At 67.4% G+C, this 15,390-nt stretch carries 14 protein-coding genes; 7 read left to right on the top strand and 7 right to left on the bottom strand.

The window, feature by feature from the left end; translation table 11 throughout:
• Positions 1–10 precede the first annotated feature (10 nt).
• The 7 genes from QFZ21_RS19770 to QFZ21_RS19800 all read right to left on the bottom strand — a co-directional run bounded on the left by QFZ21_RS19770 (position 11) and on the right by QFZ21_RS19800 (position 6,995).
• Positions 11–850 carry an exodeoxyribonuclease III gene (locus tag QFZ21_RS19770; protein ID WP_307380926.1) on the bottom strand — a complete coding sequence of 280 codons (840 nt, stop codon included), beginning with the start codon at positions 848–850 and terminating at the stop codon, positions 11–13.
• Positions 851–860: 10 nt separating this feature from the next.
• A complete protein-coding gene (locus tag QFZ21_RS19775) occupies positions 861–2,015 on the bottom strand; it encodes a YihY/virulence factor BrkB family protein (protein WP_307380928.1) in 1,155 nt (384 codons plus the stop codon).
• A gap of 76 nt (positions 2,016–2,091) precedes the next feature.
• Positions 2,092–2,859: a succinate dehydrogenase iron-sulfur subunit gene (locus QFZ21_RS19780; RefSeq protein WP_307380931.1), complete on the bottom strand. Its 768-nt coding sequence runs from the start codon at positions 2,857–2,859 to the stop codon at positions 2,092–2,094.
• 2 nt (positions 2,860–2,861) lie between these two features.
• A complete protein-coding gene (gene sdhA / locus QFZ21_RS19785) occupies positions 2,862–4,688 on the bottom strand; it encodes a succinate dehydrogenase flavoprotein subunit (RefSeq protein ID WP_307380933.1) in 1,827 nt (608 codons plus the stop codon).
• 19 nt (positions 4,689–4,707) lie between these two features.
• Positions 4,708–5,154 carry a succinate dehydrogenase hydrophobic membrane anchor subunit gene (locus tag QFZ21_RS19790; RefSeq protein WP_307380936.1) on the bottom strand — a complete coding sequence of 149 codons (447 nt, stop codon included), beginning with the start codon at positions 5,152–5,154 and terminating at the stop codon, positions 4,708–4,710.
• Positions 5,154–5,588 carry a succinate dehydrogenase, cytochrome b556 subunit gene (gene sdhC, locus QFZ21_RS19795; protein ID WP_307380938.1) on the bottom strand — a complete coding sequence of 145 codons (435 nt, stop codon included), beginning with the start codon at positions 5,586–5,588 and terminating at the stop codon, positions 5,154–5,156. The genes QFZ21_RS19790 and sdhC overlap by 1 nt, the downstream gene beginning before the upstream one ends.
• A 150-nt stretch (positions 5,589–5,738) precedes the next feature.
• Complete coding sequence (locus tag QFZ21_RS19800) at positions 5,739–6,995, bottom strand: FG-GAP-like repeat-containing protein (protein ID WP_307380940.1); 1,257 nt, start codon at positions 6,993–6,995, stop codon at positions 5,739–5,741.
• A 90-nt stretch (positions 6,996–7,085) separates the two neighbouring features.
• Between QFZ21_RS19800 and QFZ21_RS19805 the strand changes: the two genes are divergently transcribed.
• From QFZ21_RS19805 to QFZ21_RS19835, 7 genes are all read left to right on the top strand, one after another.
• Entirely contained in the window at positions 7,086–8,201 is a 1,116-nt protein-coding gene (locus tag QFZ21_RS19805) for a mannose-1-phosphate guanylyltransferase (protein WP_307380943.1), read from the top strand.
• A gap of 147 nt (positions 8,202–8,348) precedes the next feature.
• Positions 8,349–9,497 carry a BMP family protein gene (locus QFZ21_RS19810; RefSeq protein WP_307380946.1) on the top strand — a complete coding sequence of 383 codons (1,149 nt, stop codon included), beginning with the start codon at positions 8,349–8,351 and terminating at the stop codon, positions 9,495–9,497.
• 77 nt (positions 9,498–9,574) lie between these two features.
• The gene (locus tag QFZ21_RS19815) at positions 9,575–11,104 is read left to right on the top strand and encodes an ABC transporter ATP-binding protein (protein ID WP_307380948.1); all 1,530 of its coding nucleotides are present in this window, start codon (positions 9,575–9,577) and stop codon (positions 11,102–11,104) included.
• On the top strand, positions 11,101–12,348 hold the full coding sequence (locus QFZ21_RS19820; RefSeq protein WP_307380949.1) for an ABC transporter permease: 1,248 nt from the start codon (positions 11,101–11,103) through the stop codon (positions 12,346–12,348). Before QFZ21_RS19815 ends, QFZ21_RS19820 begins: the two co-directional genes overlap by 4 nt.
• Complete coding sequence (locus tag QFZ21_RS19825) at positions 12,345–13,631, top strand: ABC transporter permease (protein WP_373426031.1); 1,287 nt, start codon at positions 12,345–12,347, stop codon at positions 13,629–13,631. Before QFZ21_RS19820 ends, QFZ21_RS19825 begins: the two co-directional genes overlap by 4 nt.
• 4 nt (positions 13,632–13,635) lie before the next feature.
• Positions 13,636–14,052 carry a cytidine deaminase gene (locus QFZ21_RS19830; protein ID WP_307380950.1) on the top strand — a complete coding sequence of 139 codons (417 nt, stop codon included), beginning with the start codon at positions 13,636–13,638 and terminating at the stop codon, positions 14,050–14,052.
• A complete protein-coding gene (locus tag QFZ21_RS19835; RefSeq protein ID WP_307380951.1) occupies positions 14,049–15,368 on the top strand; it encodes a thymidine phosphorylase in 1,320 nt (439 codons plus the stop codon). Before QFZ21_RS19830 ends, QFZ21_RS19835 begins: the two co-directional genes overlap by 4 nt.
• Positions 15,369–15,390 lie beyond the last annotated feature (22 nt).

The following is a 15,390-nucleotide window of genomic DNA, read 5'->3' on the forward strand; positions in this document are numbered from 1 at the left end:
GGGTCGACGCTCAGTAGGTGTAATCGACCACGACCGGCGCGTGGTCGCTCCATCGCTGGTCGTAGGCGACAGCGCGGGCGACCTGGTACGTCTGCACGCGTTCGGCAAGGGCGGGCGTGGCCAGGTGGTAGTCGATGCGCCAGCCGGAGTCGTTGTCGAACGCCTGGCCGCGCATGGACCACCACGTGTACGGACCGTCGACTTCGCCGTGGAACCGACGGCCCACGTCGACCCAGCCCAGGCCGGGGCCCACCGAGCCGTCGACCCCGGTGACCGGAGAATCCGCTTCGCCGAGGAAACGGTCGAAATAGGCGCGCTCGCGAGGTAGGAAACCCGCCTTCTTGCGGTTGCCGCGCCAGTTCTTGATGTCGAGCTCGCGGTGGCCGACGTTCAGGTCGCCGGTCACGAGCGCCAGGGCGTCGTCAGCCCCGAGCTCGGCCAGGCGTGCGCCGAACGCGTCGAGGAACTTCCATTTCTCGTCCTGCTTGGGGGTGTCGGCCTCGCCGGAGTGCACATACGCGCTCACGACGGTGAGCGGACGATCGCCGATCACGAAATCGGCTTCGATCCAGCGGCCCTTCGAGTCGAAGTCATCGGGACCGAGGGCGGTGCGCGACGTCAGAGCGGGCGTGCGGCTGGCGATCGCGACGCCGGCGCGGCCCTTGGCCGTGGCCTCGTCGTGCACGAACGACCACCCGGGAAGCGCCGCTTCGATATGTTCGTCCTGCCCGCGAACCTCCTGGAGAGTGAGGATGTCGATGTCTGCGGCGTCGAGCCATGAGCTCATCCCGTTGCGAGCCGCCGCCCGGATCCCGTTGACATTGACCGTGGCGATACGCAGATGAGGCATGATTCCCAGCCTAGAGGCGGGCTCGGACATTCTCCGATTCGGCCGGCGTCGAGGCTTCGAGCGCTGCGAGTTCGGCGCTCGCCTCTTTCACGGTCCGCCCCGCCTGCCAGGCGCGGTACCACGGCGCGTTGCGCCGGGCTGCGTCCGCCTCTCGCACGCGGATGCGTGCGGCCAGCAGCAGCGTCCGATGCTCTGCCGAACGACGCTCCGCCTCGGTCTGTGCGAGCAGCGGCAGATCACGGTCCTGTGCGGTGACGGCGATCCAGGAGGACGCCACCAGCATCACGACGCCGTTGACGCGGAACCACAGCAGGAGACCCACGAAGATCGCGAACGTGGCGAGCAGGGGGTTGGTCGGGGTGTAGCTCAGCAGGAAACCCGCACCGAACTGCAGGATGGTCATCGCGCCGCCGCCCAGAAGCGCGCCCGGCCAGATGGTGCTCCCGCGCAGCGAGGTGCCGGTGAGGAAGCGCACCATCGCCGCGAGGGCCGTGGAGAGCAGCACGAAGGAGACCAGGACGGTACCGATGCGGATGCTGAGGTTCAGCCCATCCGATCCGGCATCCCAGCCGAGCAGGCTCAGCATCCATGTCAGCACGGCAGCGCTGGCCGAACTGAGTATCGAACCGGCGATCAGCGCGACACCGAAGATCAGTGCGGCGAGCAGGTCTCGCGCCTTCAACAGCACGTAGCTGCGCAGATCGGGCGGCAGACCGAAGATGTCCCTGGTGGCCCGGCGCGAGAAGGTCACCCAGCCGATCGCGGTCCAGATCACGGCGCCGAGCGCGATCAGGCCGGTGATGCTCAGGACTCCGGTGGTGTTCGCGGCGATCTCCTGCACCTGCGCGGGCGTGAACACGCCGCCCGGATCCCGGATCAGGTTGGGGATGTACCTGTTGATGAGATCGATGATGCCGGCGACCGCAGCGGTGCTGCCGCCGAGCCAGAGCCCGGCGATGGCGAAGGCGAGGTAGATCGCGGCGAAGATGGCGAAGAGCGCCTGGTAGCTCACTCCCGCGGCGAGGAGGAATCCGTTGTGCTGCAGGAAATGACGCCAGACGCGCACCGGGAACAGGGCGAGGGTCTGATGCGTCAGCGCGGTCGCGCGTTCGACGGCCGCATCGAGGCGACCGCGCTCGGTGGAAGCGCCAGCAGGATCAGACACGTTCTCAGCCTATCCACACGATCAGAACGGGCGGACTCCCGGAGGAGTCCGCCCGTTCTCGTGATCTCGAAGCGTGTCAGGGACGGCCGCGGAGAACCGCCTGCTTGACCTCGGCGATGGCCTTGGTGACCTCGATGCCACGCGGGCACGCCTCGGAGCAGTTGAAGGTGGTGCGGCAGCGCCAGACGCCTTCCTTGTCGTTGAGGATGTCGAGGCGGACCGCCGCGTTGTCGTCGCGGGAGTCGAAGATGAAGCGGTGCGCGTTCACGATCGCCGCGGGGCCGAAGTACTGCCCGTCGGTCCAGAACACGGGGCACGACGAGGTGCACGCCGCGCACAGGATGCACTTGGTGGTGTCGTCGAAGATCTCGCGGTCGGCGATGGTCTGGACCCGCTCCTTGCCCTTCTCCGGCACGGAGTTCGCGACGAGGAACGGCTGCACCTCGCGGTAGGAGGCGAAGAACGGCTCCATGTCGACGATCAGGTCCTTCTCGAGCGGAAGACCCTTGATCGCCTCGACGTAGATCGGCTTCGAGATGTCGAGGTCCTTGATCAGCGTCTTGCAGGCGAGGCGGTTGCGGCCGTTGATGCGCATGGCGTCGGAGCCGCAGATGCCGTGGGCGCAGGAGCGCCGGAAGCTCAGCGACCCGTCGACCTCCCACTTGATCTTGTGCAGCGCGTCCAGGACGCGGTCCGTGGAGTAGAGCTCCACGTCGTAGTCGACCCAGTGCGGCTCGGAGTCGACCTCGGGGTCGAACCGGCGGATGTTGAAGGTGACGATGAACGACTGGATCGCGGTCTCTTCAGCGGTGTCCGCGGGGGACTCGGCGATGGCGGTGGACATGCTCAGTACTTCCTCTCCATCGGCGGGTAGTTGAACTCGCCCTGCTCGTTCTTGGTGAACACGACCGGCTTCCAGTCGAGCTTGATGTGGTCGCTCGGGGTCGACGAGTGCGGGTCGCCGGTGAGGTAGGCCATGGTGTGCTTCATGTACTTCTCGTCGTCACGCTTCGGGAAGTCGTCGCGCATGTGACCGCCGCGGCTCTCCTGACGGTTCTGCGCCGCGTAGACGACGACCTCGGCGATGTCGAGGAGGAAGCCGAGCTCGACGGCCTCGAGCAGGTCGGTGTTGAACCGCTGGCCCTTGTCGTCGACGTGCACGTTCATGTAGCGGTCGCGCAGCTCCTTGATGACGCCGAGGACGTGCTCGAGCGACTCGTGGGTGCGGAACACCTGCGCGCCCTTGTCCATCTCGTCCTGCAGGGCTTTGCGGAGGACCGCGATGCGCTCGGTGCCCTGGTTGTTGCGCAGGCCCTCGAGCATTCCTGAGACGAAGCCGGCCGGGTTCTCCGGCAGCGGCACGAACTCTGCGGTCTTGACGTACTCGACGGCCTTGCGGCCGGCGCGCTTGCCGAAGACGTTGATGTCGAGCAGCGAGTTGGTGCCCAGACGGTTGGCGCCGTGCACCGAGACGCAGGCGCACTCGCCGGCGGCGTAGAGACCGGGCACGACGGTGTCGTTGTCGGCGAGGACCTCGGCGTCGTTGTTCGTGGGGATGCCGCCCATCGCGTAGTGCGCGGTCGGCATCACGGGCACCGGCTCGACGACGGGGTCGACGCCCAGATACGTGCGGGCGAACTCCGTGATGTCGGGCAGCTTGGTCTCGAGCACCTCCGCACCGAGGTGCGTGCAGTCGAGGAGCACGTAGTCCTTGTGCGGACCGGCGCCGCGGCCTTCGGCGACCTCCTGGACCATGCAGCGGGCGACGATGTCACGCGGAGCGAGGTCCTTGATCGTCGGGGCGTAACGCTCCATGAAGCGCTCACCCGAGGCGTTGCGCAGGATCGCGCCCTCGCCTCGCGCACCTTCGGTGAGAAGGATGCCGAGCCCGGCGAGGCCGGTCGGGTGGAACTGGAAGAACTCGAGGTCCTCGAGGGGGAGACCCTTGCGCCAGACGATGCCGACGCCGTCGCCGGTGAGAGTGTGCGCGTTGGAGGTCGTCTTGAAGATCTTGCCGAAGCCGCCGGTCGCGAAGATCACGGCCTTGGCCTGGAACACGTGCAGCTCACCGGTCGACAGGTCATAGGCCACGACGCCGGAGACCTGCGTCTTGCCGTCGGCGTCCTTCACCGTCAGCAGGTCGAGCACGTAGAACTCGTTGAAGAAGTTGATGCCGAGCTTCACGCAGTTCTGGAACAGCGTCTGCAGGATCATGTGTCCGGTGCGGTCGGCCGCGTAGCAGGCGCGACGCACCGGGGTCTTGCCGTGCTCGGCGGTGTGGCCGCCGAAGCGCCGCTGGTCGATCTTGCCCTCGGGCGTGCGGTTGAACGGGAGACCCATGTTCTCGAGGTCGATGACCGCGTCGATGGCTTCCTTCGCCAGGATCTCCGCCGCGTCCTGGTCGACGAGGTAGTCGCCGCCCTTGACGGTGTCGAAGGTGTGCCACTCCCAGGAGTCCTCCTCGACGTTCGCGAGGGCCGCCGCCATACCGCCCTGCGCTGCACCGGTGTGCGAACGCGTGGGGTACAGCTTCGAGATCACCGCGGTGTTCGCGCCGGAGCCGGCCTCGATCGCCGCGCGCATGCCGGCACCGCCCGCACCCACGATCACGATGTCGAACTGGTGGTAGTGCACGCCGTCGCGAACGACGGAATCCTGGGTATCGGTAGTCACTTCTTCTTTAGCCTTCTTCTCAGTTCCCGACCAGCGCGGCGCATTCGGTCCAGAGGGTGCTGTCCTCTGTGACGCCCAGGCACGGGTCGAACGTGAACACGACGAGCGTGCCGAGGATGATGAGGAGGCCGGCGGCCAGGCCGATGGCCCAGACGAGCGCCTTGCGTGCCTTCTCGGTGGTCACGTAATCGTTGACGATCGTTCGCATGCCGTTGCCGCCGTGGATCAGCGCGAGCCACAGCATCAGCACGTCCCACCACTGCCAGAACGGGGTGGCGAACTTACCGGCGATGAAGGCGAAGTCGAGGGCGTGGATGCCCTCGCCGACCATCAGGTTGATGAAGAGGTGCCCGAAGATCAGCACGACGAGCACGAGGCCCGACAGCCGCATGAAGATCCATCCCCACTTCTCGAGGTTGAACCTGCGCTGACGGCGCACCGGAGCGTCGACGGTCTGCGTGGCCATCAGTGTCCTCCTCCGAAGCCGGCGAACGCGAGCATCAGGTGCCGGGGCACGAAGCCTGCCATGATGACGACCCAGACAGCCAGGACGCCCCAGAACAGCTGGCGCTGGTACTTGGCGCCCTTCGACCAGAAGTCGATCGCGATGATGCGCAGACCGTTCATGGCGTGGAAGACGATGCCCGCCACGAGCACGACCTCGCCGAGCGCCATGACCGGGTTCTTGTATGTGCCGATGACGGCGTTGTACGCCTCCGGCGACACCCTGATCAGCGCCGTGTCGAGCACGTGCACCAACAGGAAGAAGAAGATGGCGACTCCGGTGATGCGATGAAGCACCCACGACCACATGCCTTCGCGACCCCGGTAGAGGGTGCCGCGAGGAGTCTTGGAAGTGGTTTCCGAAATCGACGGTGTCAAGCGAGCGCTTGTGGACACGGTCGTCCTCCCTGGATCGATGTGACTCGGTCGCGTGCTGCGCAAGTGTCAGGCACGCCCGATCGGTGTCCATCCTATTCCCGTCCACGGCGGGGGAGCGACGAAGGGGAGCCTAACTATCTCGACGTCGAGAGAAGGAATGTGCCTCGTTCAGCCGATCTGCGCCATTCCGTTCCAGGCGTTGCCCACGATCCGGCTCGGAAGGAAGCCGCCACGGCCCGTGCCGCCGTAGAGCACGAGGCTTCCTGCGCTGTTGCGGGCGAGCACATCCTGCGTACCGTTGCCGTCGAAGTCGCCGCCGCCGACGATCGCCGTCATCGCGGACCACCCCCGGCCGATCTGCCGTGCCGTCACCCAGGCGCCCTTCCCATTGGTCGGATACACCCAGAGTGTCCCGTCGGGTCTGCGGGCGATGACATCACCGCGCGAGTCACCGGTGAAGTCGCCGGCGTAGAAGATCGAGTTCAGGGTGCCCCACCCGCTGCCGATTTTCTTGTTTCCCGCGATGAACCCGCCGCGCCCGTTGCCGCGGTAGAGGAGCATGTCGCCGGACTTGGTGCGGGCGATCACATCGGTCTGACGATCCCCGTCGAAGTCGATGCCGCCGATGAGCTGGGAGAACTGCGCCCATCCGTTGCCGATCTTCACCGGGGCGCGAAGTCCACCTTTCCCGTTGCCGGCGTAGAGCATCAGCCGGCCGTCGCTCTCGGTGCGAGCGATGTCGGGGACGCCGTCGCCGGAGAAGTCGCCGAGCGTCGTGAAGGGCCGCGCGCCCCATCCCGACATCGCGGTCGAAGCCGCCTTGAAACCGCCGTTCCCGTTCCCGGGGTAGATCTTCAGGTCGCCCGTCGAGGTGCGGGCGAGGACATCCGCCGCGCGATCGCCCGTGAGGTCGCCCGCACCGCCGGAAAGGCTCTTCACCGGCGAGCCGATGCCGAAGATCTGCACCCAGTAGGTCCGGTAGCACTTCCCGGTGGCATAGCCGACGCCGAGCCCGGTGTAGCGCTTGTCGAGGATGTTGGCCCGATGTCCCGTCGAGTTCATCCAGCCGGTGACGACGGACTGTGCGTCGGGCTGGCCGGCGGCGATGTTCTCACCCGATGCCACCCACCCGAAGGAGGCGATGCGCGCGTTTCGCCAGGCCGAGCTGCTGTGGTCGAACGTGCAGCTGGCGGCGAGATGACGCGCCCATTCCGCTGCAGCGGCGTCGAGCCCGGGGTCGGACTTGAGAGCGGGGATCCCTGCCTTGGTGCGCTGCGCGTTCGTGAGCGCGAAGACCTCGCCGGCGGCGCCGCCGGCGGCCGACGCGGCTGCAGGTACGAAGAACACGGCGGCCATCGCGACGGCGAGTGCGGTGGCGATCGCGCGACGGGCATGGGTGAATCGGCGTCTCTGGGGATGGCGCATGGGAATGAAGATAGCGGCTGACCGGTCGATTGTGCAGTATGCCGGTCGTCGCGAGGTCATCCGGCGCGGTGTCCCCGTTACGCTGGCAGCATGACCGAGCCGATCAAGGACTTCTACGCCGTGATCCCCGCCGGCGGCATCGGGAGCAGGCTCTGGCCGCTGTCGCGCGCCGACGCGCCCAAGTTCCTGCACGACCTCACCGGCTCAGGGCACTCGCTGCTGCGCGACACCTGGGACCGTCTGGAGCCGCTCGCCGGGCCGGACCGGATCGCGGTCGTCACCGGCCGTGCCCACCGCGCGGCTGTGGAGGCGGAACTGCCGGGCATTCCGGACGCGAACGTCTTCCTCGAGTCCGAGCCTCGGGAGTCCGCGGCTGCGATCGGTCTCGCCGCCGCCATCCTGCACCGACGCGATCCCGACGTGATCATCGGCTCGTTCAGCGCGGATCACGTGATCCGCGGGACTCGGGTGTTCGAGTTCGCCGTCCGGGATGCCGTCGAGGTCGCCCGCGAGGGATACATCTGCACGATCGGCATCGCTCCGACGGAGCCGGCGATCGGATTCGGGTACATCAAGAAGGGCCCGGAGCTCGTCGTCGAGCGGGCACGCGAGGCGGCCCTGGTGGAGAGCTTCGTGGAGAAGCCCGACCTCGCGACCGCCGAGGCGTACATCGCCGATCGGGGCTACCTCTGGAATGCCGGCATGTTCATCGCCAAGGCGAGCGTGCTCCTGGAGGAGCTCGCGGCGAACGAGCCGGAACTGCACGCCGGGCTCCTCGAGTTGGCCGAGGCATGGGATGACCGCGAGCGCCGCGGTCAGGCCGTAGACCGGATCTGGCCGCGGTTGAAGAAGATCGCGATCGACTACGCGGTCGCAGAGCCCGCGGCCCGGCGGGGGCGGCTCGCAGTGGTCCCCGGGCACTTCGACTGGGACGACGTCGGCGACTTCGCGTCGCTCACGAAACTCATCACGAACGGTCGGAAGAACGACCTCGCGGTGCTGGGGCCGAACGCCCGGGTGCTGTCGGATGCCGCGAGTGGGATCCTCGTCAGCCAGACCTCGCGCGTGATCAGTCTGATCGGCGTGCAGGACATCGTGGTCGTCGACACCCCCGACGCGCTTCTGGTCACCACGGTCCAGCATGCGCAGCGGGTGAAGGGCGTGGTGGAGTCCCTCAAGCTGAACGGGCAGGGCGACGTGCTCTGATGAGCACACCTCCATGCTCATCGGCCGGGTTGATTCCAGCTTTGTAACCTTTCGACAGCGCGTGCGGCCGGAGTATGCACAAACGGTGAAACAGTAGGTAACTTTGAGCGATCCGCGATGGCCGCGGTTCGTTGAGGGAGGCATCAGTTGACCATCTCCACCACCAAGAAGCTGCTCGGCGCGACGCTCGCCGCGGGCGTCATCTTCGCACTCGCCGGCTGTGGCCAGGCGCCGACCGATTCGGGAGACGACGGCGGCGACGCCGGTTCCGCGGTCGACGGCTTCAAGCCCTGCATGGTCTCGGACGAGGGCGGCTTCGACGACAAGTCGTTCAACCAGCTCGGGTTCGAGGGCCTCACCAAGGCTGCTGACGAGCTGGGCGTCGAGGTCAGCAAGACCGAGTCCAAGTCCGCCAGCGATTACGCGTCCAACCTCGACGCACTCGCATCCGAGGGCTGCACGTTCATCGTCTCGGTCGGCTTCAAGCTCAGCGCCCCGACCATCGAGGCCGCGACCGCCAACCCCGACATCCAGTACGCGATCATCGACGACTTCGCCGACAACACCGGCGCGAAGGACGACGCCGGCAAGGACATGGGCGACGGCAAGACCGATGCTCCGAACATCAAGCCGCTCGTCTTCGACACCGCGCAGGCGGCGTTCCTCGGCGGCTACGCGGCCGCGTCGTACTCCGAGTCCGGCACCGTCGGCACCTTCGGCGGCGCCAAGATCCCGCCGGTGACGATCTTCATGGACGGCTTCGAGCTGGGCGTGAAGTACTTCAACGAGGAGAAGGGCGAGGACGTCAAGGTCGTCGGCTGGAGCATCGACTCGCAGGAGGGCCAGTTCACCGACGAGTTCGCGGCGAACGACAAGGCGAAGCAGGTCGCTCAGGGCATCATCGACCAGGGTGCGGATGTGCTCCTCCCCGTCGGTGGCCCGATCTACCAGTCGGCCGCTCAGGCGATCCGCGACTCCGGTGGCAACATCGCACTCATGGGTACGGACGCGGATGTGTTCACGACTGACCCGACCGTCGCCGACCTCCTCCTCGCCTCGATCCAGAAGGGCATGGACGTCGCCGTCTACGACGCCGTGATGGAGGCCTCGACGGGCGACTTCGACCCGACCCCGTTCGTCGGAGTCCTCGAGAACGACGGCGTCGCCCTCTCGGAGTTCCACGACTTCGAGAGCAAGGTCGACCCCGCCCTCGCCGACGAGCTGAAGGCGATCAAGGACGGCATCATCGATGGCTCGATCAAGGTCGAGTCGCCGGCATCGCCGGCAGCGCCGTAATCAGCACAGCAGTACAGGACGCGGCCGGACAGATGTCTCATCTGTCCGGCCGCTCCACTGATCGATAGATTGGCACCATGAAGCTCGAGCTCCGCGGAATCACCAAGAGATTCGGCTCCCTCGTCGCGAACGACCACATCAGCCTGACCGTCGAGCCGGGGCAGATCCACTGCCTGCTCGGTGAGAACGGCGCGGGGAAGTCGACGCTGATGAACGTCCTCTACGGCCTCTACACCGCCGACGAGGGCGAGATCCTCCTGGACGACGTCGTGCAGGACTTCGCCGGTCCCGGAGATGCGATGGCCGCCGGCATCGGCATGGTGCACCAGCATTTCATGCTCATCCCGGTCTTCACCGTCGCCGAGAACGTCATGCTCGGCCACGAGCAGACCGGATTCGCCGGCCGCCTCGATCTGGCCGCCGCCCGCGCGCACGTGCGCGCGGTGAGCGAGCGCTTCGGTTTCGAGGTGGATCCGGATGCGGTCGTCGGCGACCTCCCGGTCGGCGTGCAGCAGCGGGTCGAGATCATCAAGGCCCTGTCGCGCGACGCGAAGGTGCTGGTCTTCGACGAGCCCACCGCCGTGCTCACCCCGCAGGAGACCGATGAGCTGATGAACATCATGCGGCAGCTGCGTGACGAGGGAACCGCGATCGTCTTCATCACCCACAAGCTCCGTGAGGTCCGCGAAGTGGCGGACAAGATCACGGTCATCCGTCTCGGCAAGGTCGTCGGCGAAGCCGACCCCGGCTCGTCCAACACCGAGATGGCGGCCCTCATGGTCGGCCGCGCCGTCGAGCTCACGGTGCAGAAGGACGCTCCGAACCTGCGCAGCGGCGGCCTCGTCGTCCAGGGACTCCGCGTCATCGACGACGCGGGGCAGGTCGTCGTCAACGACGTGAGCTTCGAGGTCCGGCCCGGCGAGATCCTGGCCATCGCCGGGGTGCAGGGCAACGGGCAGACCGAGCTCACCGAGGCCATCATGGGTCTCCAGAGCAGGGCCACCGGCAGCATCACGCTCGATGGCGAAGAGCTGCTCGGCCGCTCCGTCCAGGGCGTCATCGACGCCGGGGTCGGCTTCGTCCCGGAAGACCGCAAGGAGGACGGGCTCGTCGGCGAGTTCAGCGTCGCGGAGAACCTCATCCTCAACCGCTCGACCTACGGCGCCCCGTTCTTCCGCGGCGGCACGATCCAGCGCGGCGCGCTCGACACGTTCGCGCGAGCGCAGATCGACGAGTTCGACATCCGCACGCAGGGACCGGATGCCGCGGCGGGCCGGCTCTCCGGCGGAAACCAGCAGAAGGTCGTGCTCGCGCGGGAGCTGAGCCGGGAGCTCAAGCTCTTCGTCGCCTCGCAGCCGACCCGCGGCATCGACGTCGGATCGATCGAGTTCGTCCATGAGCGCGTCGTCGCCACACGGGACTCCGGGGTCCCGGTGATCGTGGTGTCCACCGAGCTCGACGAGGTCTCGGCGCTGGCCGACCGCATCGCCGTGATGTACCGCGGTGGCATCGTCGGAATCGTGCCGGGGAATGCGCCGCGCGAAGTGCTCGGACTCATGATGGCCGGCGAGATGCCGAGCGCGACGGAGAAGGAGGTCGCTTCGTGAGCGAGGTCACGACGAAGAACACCGAGGTGGAGCCGGCACCCCGCCAGAACACCCTGATCAGAGACATCCTCGCGGGCGGCGCCGTGCGCGCCTTCCTGGCGATCGTCCTGGCCATGCTGATCGGCGGCCTGCTGATCGCCACCACCAGCCCGAGCGTGCAGTCGGCACTGGGCTACTTCTTCCAGCGGCCGGCTGACACCTTCTCGGCGATCTGGGAGGCGATCTCCGGGGCGTATGCGGCCCTGTTCCGCGGCGCGATCTACAACTACAACGCGCCGAACTTCCTGCGGGCGATCAAGCCGATCACCGACACCCTCAACTTCGCCACGCCCCTGATCGCTGCCGGCCTCGGTGTCGCCCTCGCATTCCGCGTCGGCCTGTTCAACATCGGTGGTCGCGGACAGATGCTCATGGGTGTCGCCGCGGGGGCGACCGTCGCCTTCACCGTGCAGGCGCCGATCTTCATCCACCTGCCGCTCACCATCATCGCCGGCCTGATCGGCGGCATGGTCTGGGGCGGTCTCGTCGGGTTCCTGAAGGCCAAGACCGGCGCGCACGAGGTGATCATGACGATCATGCTCAACTTCATCGCGTACTACTTCATCTCCTGGCTGCTCGCGACCCCTGGCCTCCTGCAGCGACCGGGCGGCTCTCAGCCGATCTCGGCGCCGACGCCGGAGACCGCGCGGTTCCCGCTGCTGTTCACCGCCCCGCTGTCGGTGAACGCCGGGTTCCTCGTCTCTCTCCTCGCCGTGCTCTTCGTCTGGTGGCTCATCGAGCGCTCCAGCCTCGGCTTCCGCATGCGCGCCGTGGGGGAGAACCCGCACGCGGCCCGCGCCGCCGGCGTGAACGTCGGACGCACCATCGTGTACGCGATGGGAATCGCCGGTGCTCTCGCCGGTCTTGCCGGCATCAACCAGATGTCCGGCACGATCACGAGCGGCTTCGAGAACGGCATCGACGCCGGCATCGGGTTCGATGCGATCACCGTGGCATTGCTCGGACGGAGCCGCGCCTTCGGCGTCCTCTGGGCCGGTCTGCTGTTCGGCGCGCTCAAGGCCGGCAGCTTCACGATGCAGACGTCGCAGGACATCCCGGTCGACATCGTGCTGGTCGTCCAGGCGCTGATCGTGCTGTTCATCGCGGCCCCGCCACTGATCCGCGCGATCTTCTTCCTTCCGAAGGAAGGCTCGAAGACCCGCACCCCGCGTGTGAAGAACGCGAAGAAGGAGGTGGCCGCGTGAGCGCCATCGCAGCCACCACCGCCGCAGACGGCACGATCTTGCGCGAGACCGTGCGTCAGCGCAGTCTCAAGCTGCCGATCTCCCTCGGGATCGCCACGGTACTGATCCTGCTGCTCGCTCTCCCGGCGGGCCGCAGCGGCACCAGCGTCTTCCGCCTCGCCGATCGCACGTCGTCTTTCGCCCTGCCGGACGTCGGGGTGCCGACCTGGCCGACCGTCCTCGTCTGCGCCATCCTCCTCGCCCTGCTCACGGCCTACGCCACGCTCCGCGTGCTGCGGTATCAGCGGGTCGGTCTCTGGTTGCCGATCGTCTTCGCCTTCGTCGCCGTCTTCGCGTTCCTGACCTGGTCTGCCGCAGACGGCCTGGTGCCGGTGACCGGTCTGCTGTTCGGCGCGGTGTCGCTCTCGGTCCCCCTGGTGTTCGGAGCCCTCGGCGGCGTGATCGGCGAGCGCGCCGGTGTCGTCAACGTCGCGATCGAGGCGCAGTTCCTGCTCGCCGCATTCACGTCCGCCCTGGTCGCCTCGATGACGGGAAACTACATCCTCGGTCTCATCGCCGCGATGGTCGGCGGCGCGCTGGTGGCATCGGTGCTGGCGCTCTTCGCCATCCGCTACATCGTCGATCAGGTCATCGTCGGCGTCGTGCTCAACGTGCTCATCACCGGGCTCACGAGCTTCCTGCACGGCGCCGTGATGAAGCAGAACGAGACGCTGTTCAACTCGCCACCGCGACTGCCGCGCGTACAGATCCCGCTGCTGCACGAGATCCCGGTGATCGGCCCGGTGCTGTTCAATCAGACGCTGATCGTCTACCTCATGTACATCGCCATCCCCGTGGTGGCATGGGCGCTCTACCGCTCGAAGTGGGGTCTGCGTCTGCGCGCGGTCGGTGAGCACCCGCAGGCGGCCGACACCGTGGGCATCAAGGTGAATCCGACGCGATTCTGGAATCTGCTGCTCGCGGGCGCCATCGCCGGCATCGGCGGCGCCTACTTCACGCTGGGGTCTGTCGGCGCGTTCGACAAGGAGATGACCGATGGGCTCGGCTTCATCGCCCTGGCCGCCGTCATCTTCGGTGGGTGGGATCCGGTGCGGGCGACGCTCGCCGCGTTCCTGTTCGGCTTCTCGATGAACCTCGAGACATTGTTGAGCAATCTCGGATCCCCGATCCCGGGCGAATTCATGAAGATGCTGCCGTACGTGGTCACGGTGCTCGCGGTGGTCGGCTTCGCCGGCAAGGTCCGCGCCCCGGCTGCCGACGGCAAGCCGTACATCAAGGGATAGACACATGACTGACATCGACTGGGACGAGCTGCGTCAGGTCGCGACCGATGCCATGACGAAGGCGTACGCACCCTACTCGCGCTATCGCGTGGGTGCGGCGGCACTCGTCGGCGACGGACGGATCGTGGCGGGCTGCAACGTGGAGAACGCCTCTTACGGCGTGACCCTGTGTGCGGAGTGCGCGCTGGTGGGCGACCTGCACATGTCGGGCGGCGGACAGCTGGTCGCGTTCGTCTGCGTCAACAACGACGGGCAGACGATCATGCCCTGCGGCCGCTGCCGTCAGCTGCTGTTCGAGCACGCGATGCCCGGAATGCTGCTGGAGACCGTCTCCGGCATCCGCACGATCGACGAGGTGCTGCCCGACGCGTTCGGGCCGCGCGCCCTTCGGCAGGCTCAGGGACCAGAGGTGAAGGCATGAGCATCGAGCCATTCGACGCAGTGGACGTCATCCGCTCCAAGCGGGACGGCGGCGTCGTGCCCGAGAAGGCACTTCGGTGGATGGTCGATGCCTATACCCGCGGCTACGTCTCGGACGCGCAGATGGCCTCGTTCGCGATGGCGATCTTCCAGCGCGGCATGGAGCGCGATGAGATCCGCGTGCTCACCGACGCGATGATCGCCTCGGGGGAGCGGATGAGCTTCGCCGCCCTCGGCAAGAAGACCGTCGACAAGCACTCCACGGGCGGTGTCGGCGACAAGATCACGCTGCCGCTCGCCCCGCTGGTCGCCTCGTTCGGCGTGGCGGTGCCGCAGCTGAGCGGGCGCGGCCTCGGTCACACCGGCGGAACGCTCGACAAGCTCGAGTCGATCCCCGGCTGGCGCGCGGCGCTCAGCAACGAGGAGATGTTCGCGCAGATGCAGGGCGACGTCGGCGCGGTCATCTGCGCCGCCGGGTCCGGGCTCGCGCCGGCAGACAAGAAGCTCTACGCGCTCCGCGACGTCACCGGCACGGTCGAGGCGATCCCGCTGATCGCGTCGAGCATCATGTCGAAGAAGATCGCCGAAGGCACCGACGCGCTCGTCCTCGACGTGAAGTTCGGATCGGGTGCGTTCATGCAGGACATCGATCGAGCCCGCGAGCTCGCCCGCACCATGGTCGCGCTCGGCACCGATTCGGGTGTCGCGACGACCGCGCTGCTGACCGACATGAACGTGCCGCTCGGTCTGGCCATCGGCAACGCCAACGAGGTGCGCGAGTCCGTCGAGATCCTCGCCGGCGGCGGACCGGCGGACGTACGAGAGCTGACCATCGCCCTCGCGAAGGAGATGCTCGCGCTGGCCGGAAAGTCGGACGCCGACGTGGAGGCCGCCCTCGACGATGGTCGCGCGATGGACAGCTGGAAGGCGATGATCCGCGCGCAGGACGGCGATCCGGATGCCGCGCTGCCGACGGCACGCGAGACGCACGTCGTGACCGCCGACGCCGACGGTGTCGTGACCCGCATGGATGCCCTTCCGTTCGGCATCGCCGCGTGGCGGCTGGGCGCCGGGCGTGCCCGCGCCGAGGATCCGGTGATCTTCGAGGCCGGAATCGACCTGCACGCCAAGCCCGGCGATCGCGTCACGGCGGGGCAGCCGCTGTTCACGCTCTCGGCGGCCGATGACGCGCGCTTCCCGCGGGCGATCGAGGCGCTCGAGGGTTCCTGGGAGATCGGGAACGACGCTTCGTCAGGCTCAGCGACCAAGTTCGAGCGCGGTCCGATCGTGCGCGAGCGCATCACCGCCGACCACTAGCCTGAACTGAGCACTTCCGCGA

Source organism: Microbacterium sp. W4I20 (genome assembly GCF_030816505.1).
Classification (GTDB): Bacteria; Actinomycetota; Actinomycetes; order Actinomycetales; family Microbacteriaceae; genus Microbacterium.

Bases quoted from the DNA above. Each gene is read 5' to 3' on its own strand.
- QFZ21_RS19780 (WP_307380931.1), bottom strand. From the start codon at position 2,859: ATGTCCACCGCCATCGCCGAGTCCCCCGCGGACACCGCTGAAGAGACC.
- QFZ21_RS19790 (WP_307380936.1), bottom strand. From the start codon at position 5,154: ATGGCCACGCAGACCGTCGACGCTCCGGTGCGCCGTCAGCGCAGGTTC.
- QFZ21_RS19770 (WP_307380926.1), bottom strand. From the start codon at position 850: ATGCCTCATCTGCGTATCGCCACGGTCAATGTCAACGGGATCCGGGCG.
- QFZ21_RS19800 (WP_307380940.1), bottom strand. From the start codon at position 6,995: ATGCGCCATCCCCAGAGACGCCGATTCACCCATGCCCGTCGCGCGATC.
- QFZ21_RS19805 (WP_307380943.1), top strand. From the start codon at position 7,086: ATGACCGAGCCGATCAAGGACTTCTACGCCGTGATCCCCGCCGGCGGC.
- QFZ21_RS19830 (WP_307380950.1), top strand. From the start codon at position 13,636: ATGACTGACATCGACTGGGACGAGCTGCGTCAGGTCGCGACCGATGCC.
- QFZ21_RS19835 (WP_307380951.1), top strand. From the start codon at position 14,049: ATGAGCATCGAGCCATTCGACGCAGTGGACGTCATCCGCTCCAAGCGG.
- QFZ21_RS19815 (WP_307380948.1), top strand. From the start codon at position 9,575: ATGAAGCTCGAGCTCCGCGGAATCACCAAGAGATTCGGCTCCCTCGTC.